We start from the raw sequence: 15679 nt of genomic DNA on the forward strand, positions 1-15679 counted from the left end.
GAAGGGCGGGAAGGTAGATCGTATGCCGCCGGTTGGCCAGCTTCCGACCGTCCGCGACCGGCTCAGTCCTCGTCGGGAGCGAGCCGAATGCGATCGGGGAGGTTCGGGACCATGCAGAGGAACTCGAAAGGACCCGACGGGTCGGCCAGGTACCAGTGGGGCACGCCCGCGGGGATGAAGACGGCATCACCGGCTTCGACCTCGAAGACCTCGTCTCCGATGCCGACCTTCGCACGGCCCTTGAGGACGTACTGCTCGTGCTCCACCTCGTTCGTGTGCCGAGGCATGCCGCCTCCCGGTTCCATGATGAACCGGCGCATCTGGAAGTGAGGACCGGTGTCTTCGCTGATCAGGACCTGACGACCGGTTCCCCGCCCGGCCGTGACCGGCTCGATCGGCACGCTGCCTGCCTTACGTAGATGCATGTAGCTTCCTTCCGTATCCCTTCACCCTACGGCCCCTCGGGCGCGGCGGAGACGCCAACACGGTGGCCGCCGCGGGATGCGTCGCCCGTGCGCCCGCGCGGTCAATCGCGCAGAATGCCGTAGCGGGTGACCGTAACCTGGTCGCGCCCCAGAACGGCCCAGATCTTCGCCCCGAGCTGCGTGGCCAGACGGTCGCTGACGTCGACCCGCACGACACCGCCATCATCCATCTGGATGAAATAGCCCTCCGCATCCTGACCCAGAATGCCGACTACGGGAACCTCTCCGTCCACGGAGATGATCCGGTACTGCGTCACGTTGAGGGCCGCACCGTACGGAGAGTCCGCCGCCGTGCCCGAGACCCACGCCTCGGCGCCCGCGATCCGCGCCAGCTCGGGCTCGTAGTCCCCCAGGACGACCACCGCCTCGTCTCCCTGGATGACCGTGCGGACGGATCCCTCGCTGCCGAGCCGGCGGACCGTGCCGCTCGCGGTCGCCTCGGCCTGGCCCGCCGCCGGACCGCTCTCGACGACCGCCTTCCGGGAACACGAGGCCGCCGTCAGAACGAAGATCACGACTCCGACTCCCGCGAGCATCCGACGCATGGGTGCTTCTCCTGTCGATAGTTTCGCTGAATTCCTCCGGCCACCGTTCGAGCAGATTCCGGGCCACCGGGGCTACACCGTCTCGTCCGCCCCCTGCCACAGGTCGAACCAGTACCCCAGATACTTCCACCGGCCCCAGTCCTCGTACACGGCCGCGGCCTCCGAGTCGGAGGGGCGCCGGCCGCCGAAGTAGCGCTCCGACACGAACGTCCGGTACACGGAATCGACGGCAAGATGGTCGTATCGCCCGAGCAGCATCAGGAGCGTGGCCGCCGCATAGGACCCTACACCCTTGATGCCCAGAAGGGCCCTCCGGACATCGTCGGTGCTCCGACTCTCGTCGTCCAGAGCCGATAGATCCAGGTCGCCCGACCCCACCCGCTCCGCCAGCTCCCTCACGTATGGAGCCCTGTAACCCAGCCGCGTCGCTTCGATCTCCGCGGCACCGGCGGCCGCGATCCGTTCCGGCGTCGGAAAGGCATTGGAGAAGCCGCCTTCCCCCCCGCTGAGCGGTCCCGCCTCGCCGAGGCCGCGGACGAGCTGGCGGACCATGGCCCGGGTTCCTCCCCACTGGATATTGGTCGTGCAGATCGTCTTGATCACGTCCTCGAACAGGGTGGGCGACCGGAGGAGTCGGCCGAGGCCCCGGCTCGCGCGCTCCCAGCGTCCACCGATCGCCCGACACCGCTCGTGGAACGGGCCGAGATCCTCGTCGAGCCTCAGCATCCTCCGAACCGAGAGCACGATCTCCTCCCTGCCCGCGACTTTCAGCTCTCCGTGGTGCGCGACCTCGATCCGTACCCGTGAATCCCGGCCATCGCCCTCCATACCGCTCACCTCCAGGTGCACCACCGATCCGGAACCGAGGCGTTCGGTCCTCTGGAGACGCTCCCGGTCGGAATCCCACGCATTGGGATCGAGAACCGCCCACCCGTGAGAATACACCGTGCCGGCAAAGTCGAACGGGCTCGGGGCTTCCGTGATGAGCGTGCTTCGGTGCAACGACCCGCCCCCGGATCGGTCTCCGCCGCACATCACCGGCCGCCCTCCCACTCGAAACGGACCCCGCCGGCCCGGACCTCGTCGTGCGGTTCCTCTCCCTCCAGCGTCAGCCCGACGATCCGCCCCCGTTTCGATTCCGGCTCGAGCGGAGCCAGCACCAGAGAGCCGTTCGCCAGGCCGATTTCCGATATGGAAATGCCGGCCGGGTCGCTCCACGTACCGCACCACCGCCCCCCGAGCGGCGCCAGCAGGTGTTCGAGGCTCTCGGGCGCCTGAACCTGGAGCCACACCCGCGCCAGCCCCTTCGCTCCGTTGGCGTGCTCGCGGAGCGCCGGCGGATCCGGAGTGTGCGACCGAATGTCCACGAAGAATACCGGGTGCAGAGGGTGGCCTTCGGGAAACGCGAGCCAGTCCACGGCTGGCCCGCGAGTGATCGTTGCCCCGTCCGCCGGTTCGCCGAGCCGGACGAGCACGGAATCGACCGGTCCGGCCGCCAGCGCGACGAAGGCGCCCCCCTCTCCTGCCGCCAGAAACCTCCGATACAGCTCGGAGAGCGCATCCGACGTCCCCTCCTCGACGGTAATCAGCTCCACAGCGGACTCGTCGGCAAACTTGACGTGCGCGTTGCGGAGACCATTCCGGTGCACCGTTCCGGGCTTCATGGTGAAGCCGAGGTCCCGTTCGAAGGTGGAGATGGCTCGGGTGAGGTCGGTCACGGCGATCGTCACATGGTCGATCCGCACCCGGGCTGAGTCGGCGCGACAGGGCCCCGAGGCCGGATGCTCCCCCGCCGTGATGATCAGGGGCACAAGGAGCGCGAACAGGCCGCACGCCCACGTCGCGGCCCGACCCGCGGCGATCAGTACACTCGCTCCGTGCCGTCGTCCATGATGCGCCGGACCCGGATCTCGTTGGAGTCGGACACTTCGAGCAGCCAGAGACTCTCATCCGGACCGACCATGCCTCCGGAGGGCGACCATCCCTCCGGCGAGCGCACGTGCACCGACACGGACGCGTCGGGATCGATCCGAAGAACCGCGGCTCCCGAAAAACAGGCGACGTACACCCTCGACTGGGCGTCCAGCCACAGCCCGAGGAGAGCATGACGGTCCGCCACGTCGACCACCCGCGGTGTGACGTTCGCCAGCCGCTCCTTCCAGACGGTGGCGCGTCGCCATCTCGGGTCCACTCGAATCAGGTCGACCCCGGACGTCACGAGCACACGGCCATCCGGCGTCGGGAGGGCGAAGCCGGGCTCGGGCCGTGGCAGGGTATACCGCTCCACGCGGCCGGTGGCGCCGAGCCGTAACAGGGCTGCCCCCCCGGTCTGCTGCAGGAGATACGCGACGCCCATGCGGTCGTGCACGAAGCCGAAGTCCCCGTAATCCCACAGGTAGCCGGGCCGGAACGGAATGACGTCGGTCAGCGTCCCATCGGGGTCGAGGCGCCACACGCGATGATAGGGGCGGCCCGTCGCGTCGTCGTTCCTCGCGTCCTCGCCGAACAGCCGGTTGTCGCCGTCCACGTAGAGCTGGTGCGTGTGCACGCCGATGACCGCGATCGAGCGCGTGCCGGTGGGAGAGATCCGCCAGACGTTCTGAAGATCGGAGTAGTAGACGTAGCCCCGGCTGTCCATGACGATACTGACGGGCGGGTGCGCTTCGAGGGCCCCGGCGAAGCCGACGAAGACCGTTGCCGCCATCAGACCGAACCACCGGATCTTCATCGGGGACCTCCCTCCTCTGCCTGAGCCGGACTCCGCCACATTGGGGCCGGTCGGCCCTTTCCAGCAAGCCTGCCGAGGGCTCACTGCGTCCCGTCTGCCGCGGGGCTCGGGCCACCACCGTCGGACCACACCTCCGCCTCGAACGCACGGAGCGAAGCGCCGGCGTGACGCCAGCGATCTCGCGCGAGCCCTGCCTTCCGGCACAGCGCATCCAGGAAGGTCTCGGCATCCCATCCCTGTTCGACCGGAACCTGGGGAAGAAGCAGCCCGGCCACGCCGTCGGCTACCAGGATCAGGCCGTGCCGGCCGATCCGTATCTCCTCCGGGCAAATGGGAATCGGGTCCGTGAGGGCGCTGATCTCGAACCGGAGATCCGGCAGTTCCTCCCGGGTCACGGGAGTGAAGCGCGGGTCTTCGAGCGCCGCCGCCACGGCCACGCCGCGAACGCACTCGGCCAGGGGCCGCCGTGCCGGACATTCTCCCCGGCACCCTCTGAGCTCGCCCGTGTCCCGGTGGCGGAGGGTGACGAAGGCAGCCCGCGGAGCGGATACGGCCGCGAATTCCGGGCCGACCATGGGTGGAGGCAGGCCGTCCAGTGCCCGGAGGACGGAGCCACGGGCGAGGTCGAGGAGAGCCGTGCGAACCGCCGGAGGCACGGCAGGCATGCTCAAGGGCTTTCCCTGTGGTACAGGCCATTGACCGTGACCCGCCGCCCCGCCCCCATCTCGACCTCGACCTCCGACGTCGGGACCGTGGGAAGGAGCCCGTGCTCGGACAGGGTTCGATCCAGCGCCGTCGAATCTACGAGATAGTGTCTCCCGGAATGGAACCCTTCATACACGTGCTTCTCTCCATCGACACGCACCAGGTCGACGCCGTCGGGACGGGATCGAGGACTCCAGGCCGCCACCAGCACCTGACCCTCCGGCTTCAGGACGCGAGCGATTTCGGCGATCGCCGACGTCCACTCCCTCTCGCTTGCCGCCTGGTGCAGGATCCCCAGGGCCACGACCAGATCGAACGACGCGGTTCCGAAGCCGCCGAGGTCCGACATCGAGCAGCGAGAGATACGCTGCCGCGCTTCACGAGGACCGAGGATGTCGGCGACACGTTCGCGTGTCCGGGCGACCATCGCGCGGGAGGCATCGACCGCGTACACGTCGAAGCCACGTCGGGCCAGTTCCACGGCGTTGCGTCCGGCGGCGCAGCCGAGGTCGAGGACGCGGGTTTCGCGGGCCGGCGACAGGTCCTCGAGGAGCTCGAGGAGGCGAACATCGGGATCGCGGGCCTCGAAGCGCGCGACCGCCTCGGCCGTCTCCCAGAAGGAATCGACGCCTTCGTCGAGGGGTCCGTTCATCGTTCCTCCGATCATACCTACAGCTTCGGCAGCGGCAGGTCTTCCCGTGGCAGCTCGTTGACCACGGAAACGACCTTCCACTGGTCCTCGATTCGGATCAGTGACCAGAGGTCCACTCCGGGGCGTGGCGGGCGCCCCGAATCCGGAATACTGGATTGATACACGACCTCTACCTGTGCGATGTCTCCGAACACCATCACCCGGGTCTCGAGGACCTCTTCCTTGAAGCCCGTGGCGCCGGCGGCGGCAAGCTGGTTCTCGAACCGCAACCAGTCGAGCAGGAAGCCATCCACGCTCATGACCTGCAGATCCGGCGGATACCGGAGGACGATGATCGCCTCGGGGATGAACACGTCCCGGACGACCTCCCAGTCCGGCGTGTTTCCGTTCGTCCAGGAGACGAGGTCGTAGACATCGCGCACCACCTGCTCCACCGCGGGTGGTTCCGGTCGATCCGGCTCGGGGTCGGCGCCTGCGGGCACGGAGAAGGTGACGTTCGGGGATGGCAGCAGCATCAGGACGGCGAGGAGTCCCCACATTTCGAGCTCCTTTCAGGACGATCCGTCGTACGGAACCCCATGACCCGACAGGGGGGAAGCCGGGGTGATCTCGTTGAATTGAACATCCGGCAGGCGACGGACGCTGAACAGACACCCGACTAGGCGACCGCCATGCGCAGTGCGATCCACAGCACAGGCAGCGCTGCCACTCCGATCGCGATCCAGTCACGGCCGTGACGTCCGCCGCCGACCGGGCGGCTCACGAGCAGGAAACCGGTGCCGACGAACAGAAAGCTGACCGCCACCGGAACCAGCAGCAACGGGGCGGACGCCCAGGCGCCCCAGCCGTCGTATCGCTCGGTGATGGCCCGGGCCCAGATCCACAGTGCGGCCGGTACCCAGCACAGGATCCTGAAGATCGTCACCGCACCGGCGCCCCTTCCGCGCCCCAGCCGACGCGAAACGCCGGCACGACCGATCGATCGAAGAACCGCCACATGCGACGCGTGTGGCCGCGCTCCCGGTCGCGGAGCGAAGAGGTCGCCACGACGACGAGATCGAGTCGGGGCACGACCACGATGAACTGCCCTCCGTACCCCCAGGCGAAGTACGCCCGCTCGCCCCCCCACCGGCGGATCCACCACAGGTAGCCGTAGCCGTGACCATTCCACGGAGAACGACCGGTAGGCCGCCAGGACTCCTCGATCCAGGTCTCCGGGACCAGCTGTCGATCCTCGAAGCGTCCCCCGTTGGCATACAGCTGGCCGAACTTCAGCATGTCTCTCGGTCTCAGAGAGACGTTGTTGCCGCCCAGGTAGCGTCCCTGGGGGTCCCGGTCCCACTCGCCGAGCGGGATTCCCATCGGGCGGAAGAGCTCCTCCAGCATGTACCCTCGCAAACTTCGACCCGACTGACGTGTGAGGATGACGGAGAGCAGGTGGGTGTTGCCGGTGGAGTAGATGTGGCACGTTCCGGGGTCGCAGACCATCGGCCGGCGCAACTGGTCGTATGCCCAGTCGGACGAAGCGACCCACGAACCGTAGTTGCCGAAGCTGGTCGTCTCGATGCCTGTGCGCATGCTCAGAAGGTGCCTGACCCGGATCTCGTTCTTCCGTGGATCGAGCGACCCGCGTCTCTCGAGCGCCTCGTAGTAGTCGGGAAGAAGCTCCACCAGCGGCTGGTCGACACCCTCGATGAGACCTTCGCGGATCGCGATCCCGACGAGGGGTGACAGAAGGGTCTTCGACACCGACTTGACGTTGATGGTCAGTTCCGGACCCAACCCCCGGTAGTACTTCTCGACCAGCACGCTGTCCCGACGCGAGATCAGCAGGCTCGTGAGCGCGCCCATTCCCTCGGCGTCGGCCAGCAGGCGGTCCATCCGGTCGGCGATGAACAGGGGCGGAGGGGGAGGTCCGACGAGATCACCCCGCCCCGATCGGACGACCGGGACCGCGGACGAGTCCGATGCCCCCTCGCCGACCGGGGCGGCGCCCTGGGCGATCAGCGGCGGTGCGGGCGCGCCGAGGAACAGAGCGCCGCACGCCGCCCACGTGGCGACGACCGCCGGTTTCAGGTCGAAGAGCCGCATGTCCTGACCCTAACCGGGGGCGCCCGTTCTGTTCCTCGATCCGAACGAGCCACCCGTCAGAAGAACTGGTCGATCAGGATCGGGTTCCCATCGGGGTCGAGGAAGGCGACGTGGGCCGCTCCTTCGGAGTCCGGGTCGGCCCGCTCGGTCAGCTCGATGCCCTGTTCCTCCAGCCGCGCCTGGATCTCGCGGACATCGGTGAACTCCTCGAGCCGCTCGCCGTCCGGGCGGAGGCCCGGGTTGAACGTGAGGATGTTCCGGTCGAACATCCCCTGGAACAGCCCGATGATCGTGCCGCCGTTGGCCATGATCAGATAGGAGTGCTCCTCGTCGCCGCCGGTGACCTCGAATCCCAGCGTCTCATAGAACGCCCGGGAGGTCGGAAGATCCTTCACCGTCAGACTGACGGAGAAGGCCCCCAGGTCCACGATCACTCCCCTCCCGAGGACATCGCCTTGCTCCGCTCGATCGACTGAAGCGCCAGGTACTTCTCCCCGAACCGGTCGAGGTTCGAGATCTCCTGGTCGAACTGATCGTAGTGGCGCTCCTCCTCGGCCACGAGCTGCTCGAACACCTTTCGGGTGGCGGCGTCGTTGTTCTGAGACGCCAGGTTTGCCCATTCGTTGTATTCGGCGATGCTCTCTTCCTCCATCTCTCGCGCCTTGACGAGCATCTCCCGGACGTCCCGGATCTTCTGGACCTCGTGGGCCGCCTTCATCTCCACCTCTCCGCCGAGGAAGAGGATCCGCTCGGCGGCTTCCTCCACGTGGTGCATCTCGTCGATCGAGGTCTTCCGGAACAGCGCTGCCAGCAGGTCGTATCCCTGATCGTCGCAGTGGAAGTGGAAGTACATGTACTGGTGAATGGCCGAGAGTTCGTCGCCCACCACTCCGTTCAGCAGCTCGATGCTCTTCTCTTTCATCGTCCCGTTTCCCTGTTGGATCCACTGAGTCGAGAGCCTGACTTCAGCTCGAGAACCTCCGTCTCGCCTTCTCTTTCGCCTTCTCCGCCTCTCGCTCCCGGTCTCGGGCCGGTGCTCTCGTGACCAGGGAATCGAGAAGCCGGTCCACCGTAACCGATACCTCCCGAACCGCCTGGTCGAACGCCTCCCGGTTTGCCCGGGATGGCTGCGAGAAACCGCTCACCTTCCGCACGAACTGCAGCGAAGCGGCGCGGATCTCCGCATCGGTGGCCGGGGGCTCGTAGTTGAACAGCGGGCGGATGCTACGACACATCTGGCTCATTCCCTTCGTCCGCGACTCCATCGTCGGCTCGCGTGCCGTAGCGGAGACCGACGACCCCGTTCTCCCACCTCGCCACGGATTCCAGCGTCAGCCCGCGGGGTGGGTACGGCGTCGGGAAGAGCGGTACCCCGTCACCGAGAAGAACCGGAATCACGAACAGATGATACTCGTCGATGAGCCCCAGCTGCCCGAACGAGCGGATCGTCTCCCCTCCACCGACGACCCAGCAGTCGCCCTCCGGCCCGTCGGCCTCGAGCTGTCGGGCGAGCGCAGCGGGTGTGTCGGTCCAGGCGTGGACCGAAGGCGGCAGATCCGCCGGCGGCGAGCCCGCGAGCACGTGGACGTCGAAGCCCTCGTAGGGCCACTCCCCGAACCCTCGCACCTGCTCGTACGTCAAGCGGCCCATCACGGCACAGCCGACGCCCGCCACGAAGGAGGCATACCCGTAGTCCTCTTCGAAAAACGGCTCGAGCCAGGCCACGTCCCCATCGGCATCCGCAATGAAGCCGTCGAGGCTCAACGCGATGTACACGCGAAAGCGCATCGTCAGTGAAACTGCGGCTGGCCCGGATCGGGCGTGACCACCTCGCCGAAGTTGGCCTCGTACTTCTGCATGTTGTCCACCAGCGCCGCGATCACCCGCTTCATGTGCCCCGGGCTGACGAGCACCCGGGAGACGAGCTGCGTCCCGTTCGGCGCCGTGAGCAGGTAGTCGAGGATGAACTCCTCGCGAGTATGGGTGACCAGCATGTTGTTCGTGTATCGTCCGCGTGCCACTTCGTCGCTGGCATTGATCTGCACCTGCGGCGCGGAGCGTGGTGACTTTTCGTCCATCGAAAGGCAACTCCGTGGAGGTGAAGGGCCGGAAACCGCAGGCCCAAGCTAACACGCTCCGGGGCGGGCGTCAGCCTGCGGGGGGCACGTCCCTCAGATCCACGCTGGCGCTGCCGGCGCCCCTCCACACGAGGAACAGGGCCATGAGGATCACCGCGATCGGAACGACGGGCTCGTGCGGCTGAAACGGAAACAACGACGGATCATCCGCGACCGCGTGGACGTAGATGGCTACCGACATCACGGTGATGATCACCAGGGCGACGATCCGCGTGACCACGCCCACCATCAGGGCCAGACCGCTTCCGATCTCGACGAGCGGCACGGCCCAGCGGAAGAAGCCGACGAGGGGAATGTGAGCCGCGCTCAACTGGCCGAGGAACGCATCGGCGATCATCGGCACGGCGAGCTTCATCACGCCGGTCATCAGGAAGAGAGCGCCGAGGGCCATCCGAATCGCCCCCGCGACGCTGTCGTCGCGAGTCCTGCGAAGGTCCCGAAGATCCATCCTTCCCCTTCCGCCTTTCGGGCGGGACGCGGCCGAGTCTACGACCCCTCGGCCAGATCGGTCCAGTGTATGTTCCGTGCCTCCAGTCCCGCGAGCAAGTCGTCCCAGCACTCGTCTTCACGTCCCACGAACTCCGGCGGGTTGATCCCGGGCCGGCGAAACAGGCCGCGCGCCACCTGACGCGCTACGATCGAGCAGGTGAATCCGGTGGTGCGGGCCATCGACGTGGTCCCGGTCCGTGCATCGTACCGGTCGAGCAGATGGAAGGTGTGGCGAACCTGCCCCCCACTCGACATCCCCTCCACCTCGACCCGCATCACGGTGAGATCTTCCTCGTCTTCCCGCAGCTTCCAGTGCTCGAACAGGAGCTCCGAGACGAGCTGGCGCGGCACGACCGCCTGACCGCTCACGTCGATCGGGGCGGTCCGCAGCAGGCCGGTCTCCCGGAATATCCGCATGATCTCGGCATGTCCGGGATACCGGAGCGTCTTCTCCTTCATCTCGGGAATCTCCATCGTCCGCAGGAGCGTCCGCAGCCCGTCCGTGTTGAACGCCTCCAGCGTACCGATTCCTTCGAAGTCGATGAGCTCGGGCTCCGACAGCGCGGGGCGTACGATCTCCACGCCTCCCTCCACGAAGCGCGCAGGTCGGGTGTATTCCTCCAGAACATCCGACGGCGAGAAGCAGGCCCGGTACTCGAACGGCCACACTCTCTGCACGGGAAGTCCACCCACGTAGCAGCGGTAGGCGTCGATCCGGTCCAGCCGGGTGGCCAGATGACCGAGCGTGGCGTTGCACAACCCGGGCGCCACGCCACAGTCGACGACGGCCGTCACCCCGTTCTCACGGGCCACGCCGTCCAGTTCGAAGGGGTCTTCGGGAAAGAAGGCGATGTCGACGACATCCCTTCCCGCCTCCACGACCGCCCGAAGGGCTGCGAAGCCCATGAATCCGGGCACCGCGTTGATCACGAGCCCGACGTCCCGCACGGCGGCGACCACTTCGTCCGGCCGGCCGAGGTCGGCCTGAACGCACCGCACTCCGCGGATGCCTTCAACGCGGGCCAGCGCTTCCGGATCGCGATCCACCGCATCGACCTCGAACTCCCCGTCGGCAGCCAGATCGCGCACGATCGCGCTCCCGACCAGGCCCGTCCCCAGCACCGCAATCCGCATTTCGCTCACCCCCGGATCCCGCCGTCGGCGGGGAGAATCACGATCCGTCGTCCACGTCTCGAATGAATTCGATCAGTCCTCGAAAATACGTCTCCTGATCGTCGTACATCGCCATGTGGCTCCCCTCCTCGCAGTACAGATACCGCCCGCGTGGAAGCTCCTCGGCCATCCACTCCATGTGGTCCGGGTCCATCGTATCGTACTGCGATCCAATCACCAGCGTCGGGACCCGGATGCGCTGCAGGTCCGCGGACCGGTCCCAGCCCTCCAGGGTCCCTCGCAGCCCGAGCTCACTGGGCCCCTGCATCAGCACGTACACGTCCGGGTTGGTGTTGGCGAACGATCTCTGGACCGGCTCCGGCCATTCGTCGAGTGGCATCCGGAGCACGTGATCGACGTAGTGCTGCTCCATCAGCAGCTCCACGTACCGCGGATTCGTGAAGTCGCCGGCAGCTTCGAACGCCTCGATCTCCGCGAGGGCCTCGGGGTCCATGGCCGGCTTGAGGACCTCTTCCGCATACGCGTTATAGTCCGGAACGCTCGACATCATGTTGGAGATGATCAGACCCCTGAGGCTCTCCGGGTGCTCGAGCGCGTACTCCATGGCGAGGATGCCGCCCCAGGAGTGGCCGTACAGATAGAAGTTCTCCGGCCCGAGGCCGAGGGCCAGCCGTACCTGTTCCACCTCGTCCACGAAGCGGTCGACCTGCCAGAGCGAGGGGTCTTCGGGCTGGTCCGAGAAGTGGGACCCGAGCTGATCGTAGTAGTAGTACTCGATGCCGGCTTCCGGGAAATAGCTGTCGAACGCCTCCAGGTATTCGTGGGTCGCCCCGGGACCGCCGTGAAGGAGGAGCACCTTACGGCCCGGGGCGTTGCCGACTCGTTTGACCCAGACCTTGAACGTGTCGCCCCCCGCCTCGATCGGGATCCAGCGCGCCCCACCGCTCAGGATGTCCTCACGTCCCGAGTAGTCGAGGTATCCGGCCTCGTGCGCGGCCTCCATTCCGGAGTCCCCGGGGCCGCATCCCACGGGCAACAAGGCAACCCAGGCCAACCAGATCCAGCGTCTCATGCTCACCTCCGCGATTCAGAGGGCTCAGGATCGGGATTCGACTTCGTTTTCCGCGACCCGATCGATTGAAGCTGCGCCAGCCGATCGTACACGGCTCGAAGGGGAGCCCTCGCGAGCACCCTCCGGGCGCCCCCTCCCCCACCGCTCCACAGAACGAGCCGGATCTCGCCCTCCTGTAACTCGATCCCGGTGATTCGGCCGTCCCGGAAGCAGCAGCAACCGGCGTTGAACAGGTGAGGGGCTGGAGCCGGCCCATCGCGCGGCGGTCCGCAAGGCGCTTCGTCGCCCAACCACCCCCGCCCGGTGCAATCGGAGACGATCTCCTCCCAGAACCTCTCATCTTCGGCCCGATCGCGGATCTTCTCCATGTCCAGACCCAGGCGCCGCTCGAGCTCGTCCACGATGGCCACGGACGCGAACACCGGCCGATGCGTATGCCCGGCAATCAGGATGAGATCGTGCTGGCCCTCCGCCCAGTGCCGCATCGCCCGGTGGTGCTTCTCCCGGATCTTCCGATTCGATGACGGCGTGTTCCGGGACACGGCGGTCATGTGCTGGATCGGCTTCCAGATGAAGCGCACCGTGAAGCGGGCCAGAAAGGCGAGGCCCCCGCTCATTCCCGTGCCCTGGTGACCGTGCACGATGAACAGGGAGCCGAGCCGCTCCCCGCCGCTTCGCACGTCGAGGAGCAGAGACTCCCGAAATTCCGGCGGGTCGCCCCTGCAGAGCGGACCCAGGTACCGCTCGACCATCGAGGGGGAAACCCATTCCTCGTCATGGTTGCCCCAGAAGCGCAACAATCGGCCGTCCGCCTGGAACGAGGCCTCGGCTTCATAGGCCTTCGGATACGCCTCCAGAACCGCCTCGATACGGTTCTTCCAGAGCTCCTCCACGTCGCCGAGGAGGGCGAGCGTGAACCGCCTCCTGTCGTAATGCGCGAGCGCACCGAGGTAGGCGGCCTCGCACCTTCGGAAATCGTCCGCCCGGTCCCGCTTGCCCCGGTGAAGGTCGGAAAGCACCACCAACCGTTCGGAATCCGCGTCGAACTCCGTCGAGCGGCCCCAGCCGCGGTCCGGGCTCCGACGGGCCAGCCAGAGCGCAGTCGAAAGGCCCGCTCCCACCCTCGCCTCGTACAGGCTGGATCTCGTGTGACGCATACCTGGCGTGACTCTCCGTCTAGCGCAGGATTCCCTTGTGGCCATGACAATGTATGCCGGACCGGCCCGAGTCGCCCGGTCCGCGCGGAGAGCTTCCGGGGTCGATTGACCTCAGTCGAGCCGTAACGCACGTTGGAGGTTCGACGGACCCGTGGGGTCGCTTTTCCCTCCGACTCGAGGCAGACGCTTGAAGCTGAGGACACGCGGGCTGTGGGGCGTGCAGGCCGGAATGATGGCCGGGATCGCGATCGCGGGAGCGATATTCGTTCTCGACCTCCTGCGGGGAGATCCGCTCGGAACGCCACTCGCGCTCAGCCGATCGTTCCTCGCGTCGGATGTGAGCTTTGCGGCGGGCGAGTCCCTGATTCAGGCCTCCACCTCGTCGCCGGGCATGCGCCTCGTCACGTTCACCGCCGTCTACCTGGCGGCCTGGGCCGTCCTCGGGGTTCTGGCAGCCGGAGTCGCGAACCTCTTTCACCTGCATTGGAACGCCCGGAACGGAAGCTTGCTCGGTCTGATGGGTGGGCTTGTGACGTGGATCGTGGTATCGCGAGCCGGCCCGGTGTGGATGACGTCGGCTCGCCTGACCCCGGAGCTCATTCTGGGAGCCGGTCTCCTCGGAGGCTGGACGCTCGGCTGGTACCTGCGCGTCTGTCGCCTCGACGCGGAAGAGAATCCCTGACCGATGTCGATCGGGAGCACGCGGGACCCGGATGCACGAGCGGCCCGATCTCTCGACCGGGCCGCTGACGCGCTTCCGACGTCTCGGGGGGACGACTAGTACATCCCGCCCATGTCACCGCCCGGCATCGCCGGCGCGGCTTCCTTCTCCGGCTTGTCCACCACGACGCACTCCGTGGTGAGGAGCAGGCCCGCGATCGAGGCCGCGTTCTGCAGCGCCGTGCGAGTGACCTTCGTCGGGTCGATGACCCCCGACTTCACGAGGTCCTCGTACTCGTCGGTCGCGGCGTTGTAGCCCCAGTTCAGCGAACCCTTCTCGCGAACCCTCTCGACGATGATCGACCCCTCGGCGCCCGCGTTCTGAGCGATCTGACGCAGCGGCTCCTCGAGGGCGCGCTGAACGATCTGCACGCCGATCTGCTCATCGGAGTCCTCCCGAGTGAGCTTGTCGAGAGCCTTCTGGGTCCACAGCAGCGCGACGCCGCCTCCCGGAACGATGCCCTCCTCGACCGCGGCACGCGTCGCGTGGAGCGCGTCCTCGACCCGAGCCTTCTTCTCCTTCATCTCGGTCTCGGTGGCGGCTCCCACGTTGATCACGGCGACACCGCCAGCGAGCTTCGCGAGACGCTCCTGCAGCTTCTCCCGATCGTAGTCCGAGGTGGACTTGTCGATCGCCACGCGGATCTCGTTGATCCGGCCCTTGATCTTGTCCGTGTCCCCGGCCCCATCGACGATCGTGGTGTCGTCCTTGTCGATGACGATGCGCTTGGCCGAACCGAGGTCGCTGACGACCGCGTTCTCCAGCTTGAAGCCGAGCTCCTCGCTGATGACCTGGCCACCGGTGAGAATCGCGATGTCCTGCAGCATCTGCTTGCGTCGGTCGCCGAAGCCCGGCGCCTTGACGGCTGCGACCTTCAACGTGCCCCGCAACTTGTTGACCACCAGAGTGGCGAGAGCTTCACCTTCGACGTCCTCGGCGATGATCATGAGAGGCTTGCCCATCTGGGCCACCTTCTCGAGCACCGGAAGCAGGTCCTTCATCGACGAAATCTTCTTGTCGTGGATCAGGATCAGCGGATCCTCGAGCACCGCTTCCATCTTGTCCGGGTCCGTCACGAAGTACGGCGACAGGTATCCCCGGTCGAACTGCATGCCGTCGACCGTCTCCAGGGTCGTCTCGAGACCCTTGGCCTCCTCGACCGTGATCACGCCATCCTTGCCGACCTTCTCCATCGCGTCGGCGATCAGGTCGCCGATCACCGAATCGCTGTTCGCCGAGATGGTCGCGACCTGGGCGATCTCCTTCTTGCCCGACGTCTCGACCGCCATGTCGGCCAGCTGGGCCACGACATCCTCGACCGCGGCCTCGATCCCGCGCTTGAGCGCCATCGGGTTCACACCGGCCGTCACGCTCTTCAGCCCCTCGGTGTAGATCGCCTGGGCGAGCACCGTGGCGGTGGTCGTACCATCGCCGGCGTTGTCCGAGGTCTTCGTGGCGACTTCCTTCACCATCTTGGCGCCGAGGTCTTCGATCGCGTCCTCGAGCTCCACTTCCTTCGCCACCGTCACGCCATCCTTGGTGACCGTGGGGCTACCGAACTTCTTCTCGATGACCACGTTCCGGCCCTTCGGCCCGAGCGTGACCTTCACCGCCTCGGCGAGCTTGTCCACGCCCTTCTTCAGGCGGGCGCGCGCTTCCGTGTTGAATTCGAGTTCCTTGGCCATCGTATCTGGACTCCTCTCAATTTCGGATCTCGATCAGGAATCTTCTGATCGTCGAGTTCGTGTCTTCGCTTCTCGAA

21 protein-coding genes are annotated in these 15679 nt (G+C 66.6%); 1 reads left to right on the top strand and 20 read right to left on the bottom strand.

What is annotated here, in order from left to right; genetic code table 11:
* Positions 1-62: 62 nt before the first annotated feature.
* The 19 genes from AC36XV_RS09330 to AC36XV_RS09420 form a co-directional block, all read right to left on the bottom strand.
* Positions 63-425: a cupin domain-containing protein gene (locus tag AC36XV_RS09330; RefSeq protein ID WP_492203414.1), complete on the bottom strand. Its 363-nt coding sequence runs from the start codon at positions 423-425 to the stop codon at positions 63-65.
* Positions 426-526: 101 nt separating this feature from the next.
* Entirely contained in the window at positions 527-1030 is a 504-nt protein-coding gene (locus AC36XV_RS09335; RefSeq protein ID WP_492203415.1) for a hypothetical protein, read from the bottom strand.
* Positions 1031-1102: 72 nt separating this feature from the next.
* Entirely contained in the window at positions 1103-2032 is a 930-nt protein-coding gene (locus AC36XV_RS09340; protein ID WP_492203416.1) for a DNA-3-methyladenine glycosylase family protein, read from the bottom strand.
* Positions 2033-2064: 32 nt separating this feature from the next.
* A complete protein-coding gene (locus tag AC36XV_RS09345) occupies positions 2065-2760 on the bottom strand; it encodes a VOC family protein (protein WP_492203417.1) in 696 nt (231 codons plus the stop codon).
* Positions 2761-2891: 131 nt separating this feature from the next.
* Entirely contained in the window at positions 2892-3758 is an 867-nt protein-coding gene (locus tag AC36XV_RS09350; protein WP_492203418.1) for an NHL repeat-containing protein, read from the bottom strand.
* An 80-nt stretch (positions 3759-3838) separates the two neighbouring features.
* Entirely contained in the window at positions 3839-4423 is a 585-nt protein-coding gene (gene amrA / locus AC36XV_RS09355; RefSeq protein WP_492203445.1) for an AmmeMemoRadiSam system protein A, read from the bottom strand.
* A gap of 2 nt (positions 4424-4425) precedes the next feature.
* Complete coding sequence (locus AC36XV_RS09360; protein ID WP_492203419.1) at positions 4426-5115, bottom strand: class I SAM-dependent methyltransferase; 690 nt, start codon at positions 5113-5115, stop codon at positions 4426-4428.
* Between the two features lie 17 nt (positions 5116-5132).
* Positions 5133-5654, bottom strand: a complete 522-nt coding sequence (locus tag AC36XV_RS09365; RefSeq protein WP_492203420.1) for a nuclear transport factor 2 family protein — start codon at positions 5652-5654, stop codon at positions 5133-5135.
* A 119-nt stretch (positions 5655-5773) separates the two neighbouring features.
* Positions 5774-6040 carry a hypothetical protein gene (locus AC36XV_RS09370; protein ID WP_492203421.1) on the bottom strand — a complete coding sequence of 89 codons (267 nt, stop codon included), beginning with the start codon at positions 6038-6040 and terminating at the stop codon, positions 5774-5776.
* Positions 6037-7206: a serine hydrolase domain-containing protein gene (locus AC36XV_RS09375; RefSeq protein WP_492203422.1), complete on the bottom strand. Its 1170-nt coding sequence runs from the start codon at positions 7204-7206 to the stop codon at positions 6037-6039. Before AC36XV_RS09375 ends, AC36XV_RS09370 begins: the two co-directional genes overlap by 4 nt.
* A gap of 56 nt (positions 7207-7262) precedes the next feature.
* On the bottom strand, positions 7263-7634 hold the full coding sequence (locus AC36XV_RS09380; protein ID WP_492203446.1) for a VOC family protein: 372 nt from the start codon (positions 7632-7634) through the stop codon (positions 7263-7265).
* 2 nt (positions 7635-7636) lie between these two features.
* A complete protein-coding gene (locus AC36XV_RS09385; RefSeq protein ID WP_492203423.1) occupies positions 7637-8128 on the bottom strand; it encodes a bacterioferritin in 492 nt (163 codons plus the stop codon).
* Positions 8129-8171: 43 nt separating this feature from the next.
* The gene (locus AC36XV_RS09390) at positions 8172-8441 is read right to left on the bottom strand and encodes a DUF2277 domain-containing protein (RefSeq protein WP_492203424.1); all 270 of its coding nucleotides are present in this window, start codon (positions 8439-8441) and stop codon (positions 8172-8174) included.
* Positions 8431-8994, bottom strand: coding sequence for a dihydrofolate reductase family protein (locus tag AC36XV_RS09395; protein ID WP_492203425.1), 564 nt, complete (start codon positions 8992-8994; stop codon positions 8431-8433). The genes AC36XV_RS09390 and AC36XV_RS09395 overlap by 11 nt, the downstream gene beginning before the upstream one ends.
* 2 nt (positions 8995-8996) lie before the next feature.
* Positions 8997-9284, bottom strand: coding sequence for a DUF3467 domain-containing protein (locus tag AC36XV_RS09400; protein ID WP_492203426.1), 288 nt, complete (start codon positions 9282-9284; stop codon positions 8997-8999).
* Between the two features lie 70 nt (positions 9285-9354).
* Entirely contained in the window at positions 9355-9792 is a 438-nt protein-coding gene (locus AC36XV_RS09405) for a DoxX family protein (RefSeq protein WP_492203427.1), read from the bottom strand.
* A gap of 38 nt (positions 9793-9830) precedes the next feature.
* Positions 9831-10967 (bottom strand): saccharopine dehydrogenase family protein, encoded by a 1137-nt coding sequence (locus AC36XV_RS09410; RefSeq protein ID WP_492203447.1) that lies wholly within the window; start codon positions 10965-10967, stop codon positions 9831-9833.
* A 37-nt stretch (positions 10968-11004) separates the two neighbouring features.
* Entirely contained in the window at positions 11005-12039 is a 1035-nt protein-coding gene (locus tag AC36XV_RS09415) for a proline iminopeptidase-family hydrolase (protein WP_492203428.1), read from the bottom strand.
* Between the two features lie 2 nt (positions 12040-12041).
* Positions 12042-13196, bottom strand: coding sequence for a metallophosphoesterase family protein (locus AC36XV_RS09420; RefSeq protein WP_492203429.1), 1155 nt, complete (start codon positions 13194-13196; stop codon positions 12042-12044).
* 187 nt (positions 13197-13383) lie between these two features.
* On the opposite strand from AC36XV_RS09420, the gene AC36XV_RS09425 reads away from it, so the two are divergent.
* Positions 13384-13878: a hypothetical protein gene (locus AC36XV_RS09425; protein WP_492203430.1), complete on the top strand. Its 495-nt coding sequence runs from the start codon at positions 13384-13386 to the stop codon at positions 13876-13878.
* 95 nt (positions 13879-13973) lie between these two features.
* On the opposite strand, the gene groL is transcribed toward AC36XV_RS09425, so the two are convergent.
* Positions 13974-15602, bottom strand: a complete 1629-nt coding sequence (gene groL, locus AC36XV_RS09430; RefSeq protein ID WP_492203431.1) for a chaperonin GroEL — start codon at positions 15600-15602, stop codon at positions 13974-13976.
* Positions 15603-15679: the final 77 nt, after the last annotated feature.

The sequence above is a fragment of the Candidatus Benthicola sp. genome, from assembly GCF_058719085.1.

Excerpts from the sequence above, each read along its gene's own strand:
- groL (WP_492203431.1), bottom strand. The coding sequence starts at position 15,602 with ATGGCCAAGGAACTCGAATTCAACACGGAAGCGCGCGCCCGCCTGAAG.
- AC36XV_RS09365 (WP_492203420.1), bottom strand. The coding sequence starts at position 5,654 with ATGTGGGGACTCCTCGCCGTCCTGATGCTGCTGCCATCCCCGAACGTC.
- AC36XV_RS09385 (WP_492203423.1), bottom strand. The coding sequence starts at position 8,128 with ATGAAAGAGAAGAGCATCGAGCTGCTGAACGGAGTGGTGGGCGACGAA.
- AC36XV_RS09330 (WP_492203414.1), bottom strand. The coding sequence starts at position 425 with ATGCATCTACGTAAGGCAGGCAGCGTGCCGATCGAGCCGGTCACGGCC.
- AC36XV_RS09350 (WP_492203418.1), bottom strand. The coding sequence starts at position 3,758 with ATGAAGATCCGGTGGTTCGGTCTGATGGCGGCAACGGTCTTCGTCGGC.
- AC36XV_RS09415 (WP_492203428.1), bottom strand. The coding sequence starts at position 12,039 with ATGAGACGCTGGATCTGGTTGGCCTGGGTTGCCTTGTTGCCCGTGGGA.
- AC36XV_RS09405 (WP_492203427.1), bottom strand. The coding sequence starts at position 9,792 with ATGGATCTTCGGGACCTTCGCAGGACTCGCGACGACAGCGTCGCGGGG.
- AC36XV_RS09335 (WP_492203415.1), bottom strand. The coding sequence starts at position 1,030 with ATGCGTCGGATGCTCGCGGGAGTCGGAGTCGTGATCTTCGTTCTGACG.
- AC36XV_RS09390 (WP_492203424.1), bottom strand. The coding sequence starts at position 8,441 with ATGTGTCGTAGCATCCGCCCGCTGTTCAACTACGAGCCCCCGGCCACC.
- AC36XV_RS09395 (WP_492203425.1), bottom strand. The coding sequence starts at position 8,994 with ATGCGCTTTCGCGTGTACATCGCGTTGAGCCTCGACGGCTTCATTGCG.
- AC36XV_RS09400 (WP_492203426.1), bottom strand. The coding sequence starts at position 9,284 with ATGGACGAAAAGTCACCACGCTCCGCGCCGCAGGTGCAGATCAATGCC.
- amrA (WP_492203445.1), bottom strand. The coding sequence starts at position 4,423 with ATGCCTGCCGTGCCTCCGGCGGTTCGCACGGCTCTCCTCGACCTCGCC.
- AC36XV_RS09375 (WP_492203422.1), bottom strand. The coding sequence starts at position 7,206 with ATGCGGCTCTTCGACCTGAAACCGGCGGTCGTCGCCACGTGGGCGGCG.
- AC36XV_RS09360 (WP_492203419.1), bottom strand. The coding sequence starts at position 5,115 with ATGAACGGACCCCTCGACGAAGGCGTCGATTCCTTCTGGGAGACGGCC.
- AC36XV_RS09410 (WP_492203447.1), bottom strand. The coding sequence starts at position 10,967 with ATGCGGATTGCGGTGCTGGGGACGGGCCTGGTCGGGAGCGCGATCGTG.
- AC36XV_RS09420 (WP_492203429.1), bottom strand. The coding sequence starts at position 13,196 with ATGCGTCACACGAGATCCAGCCTGTACGAGGCGAGGGTGGGAGCGGGC.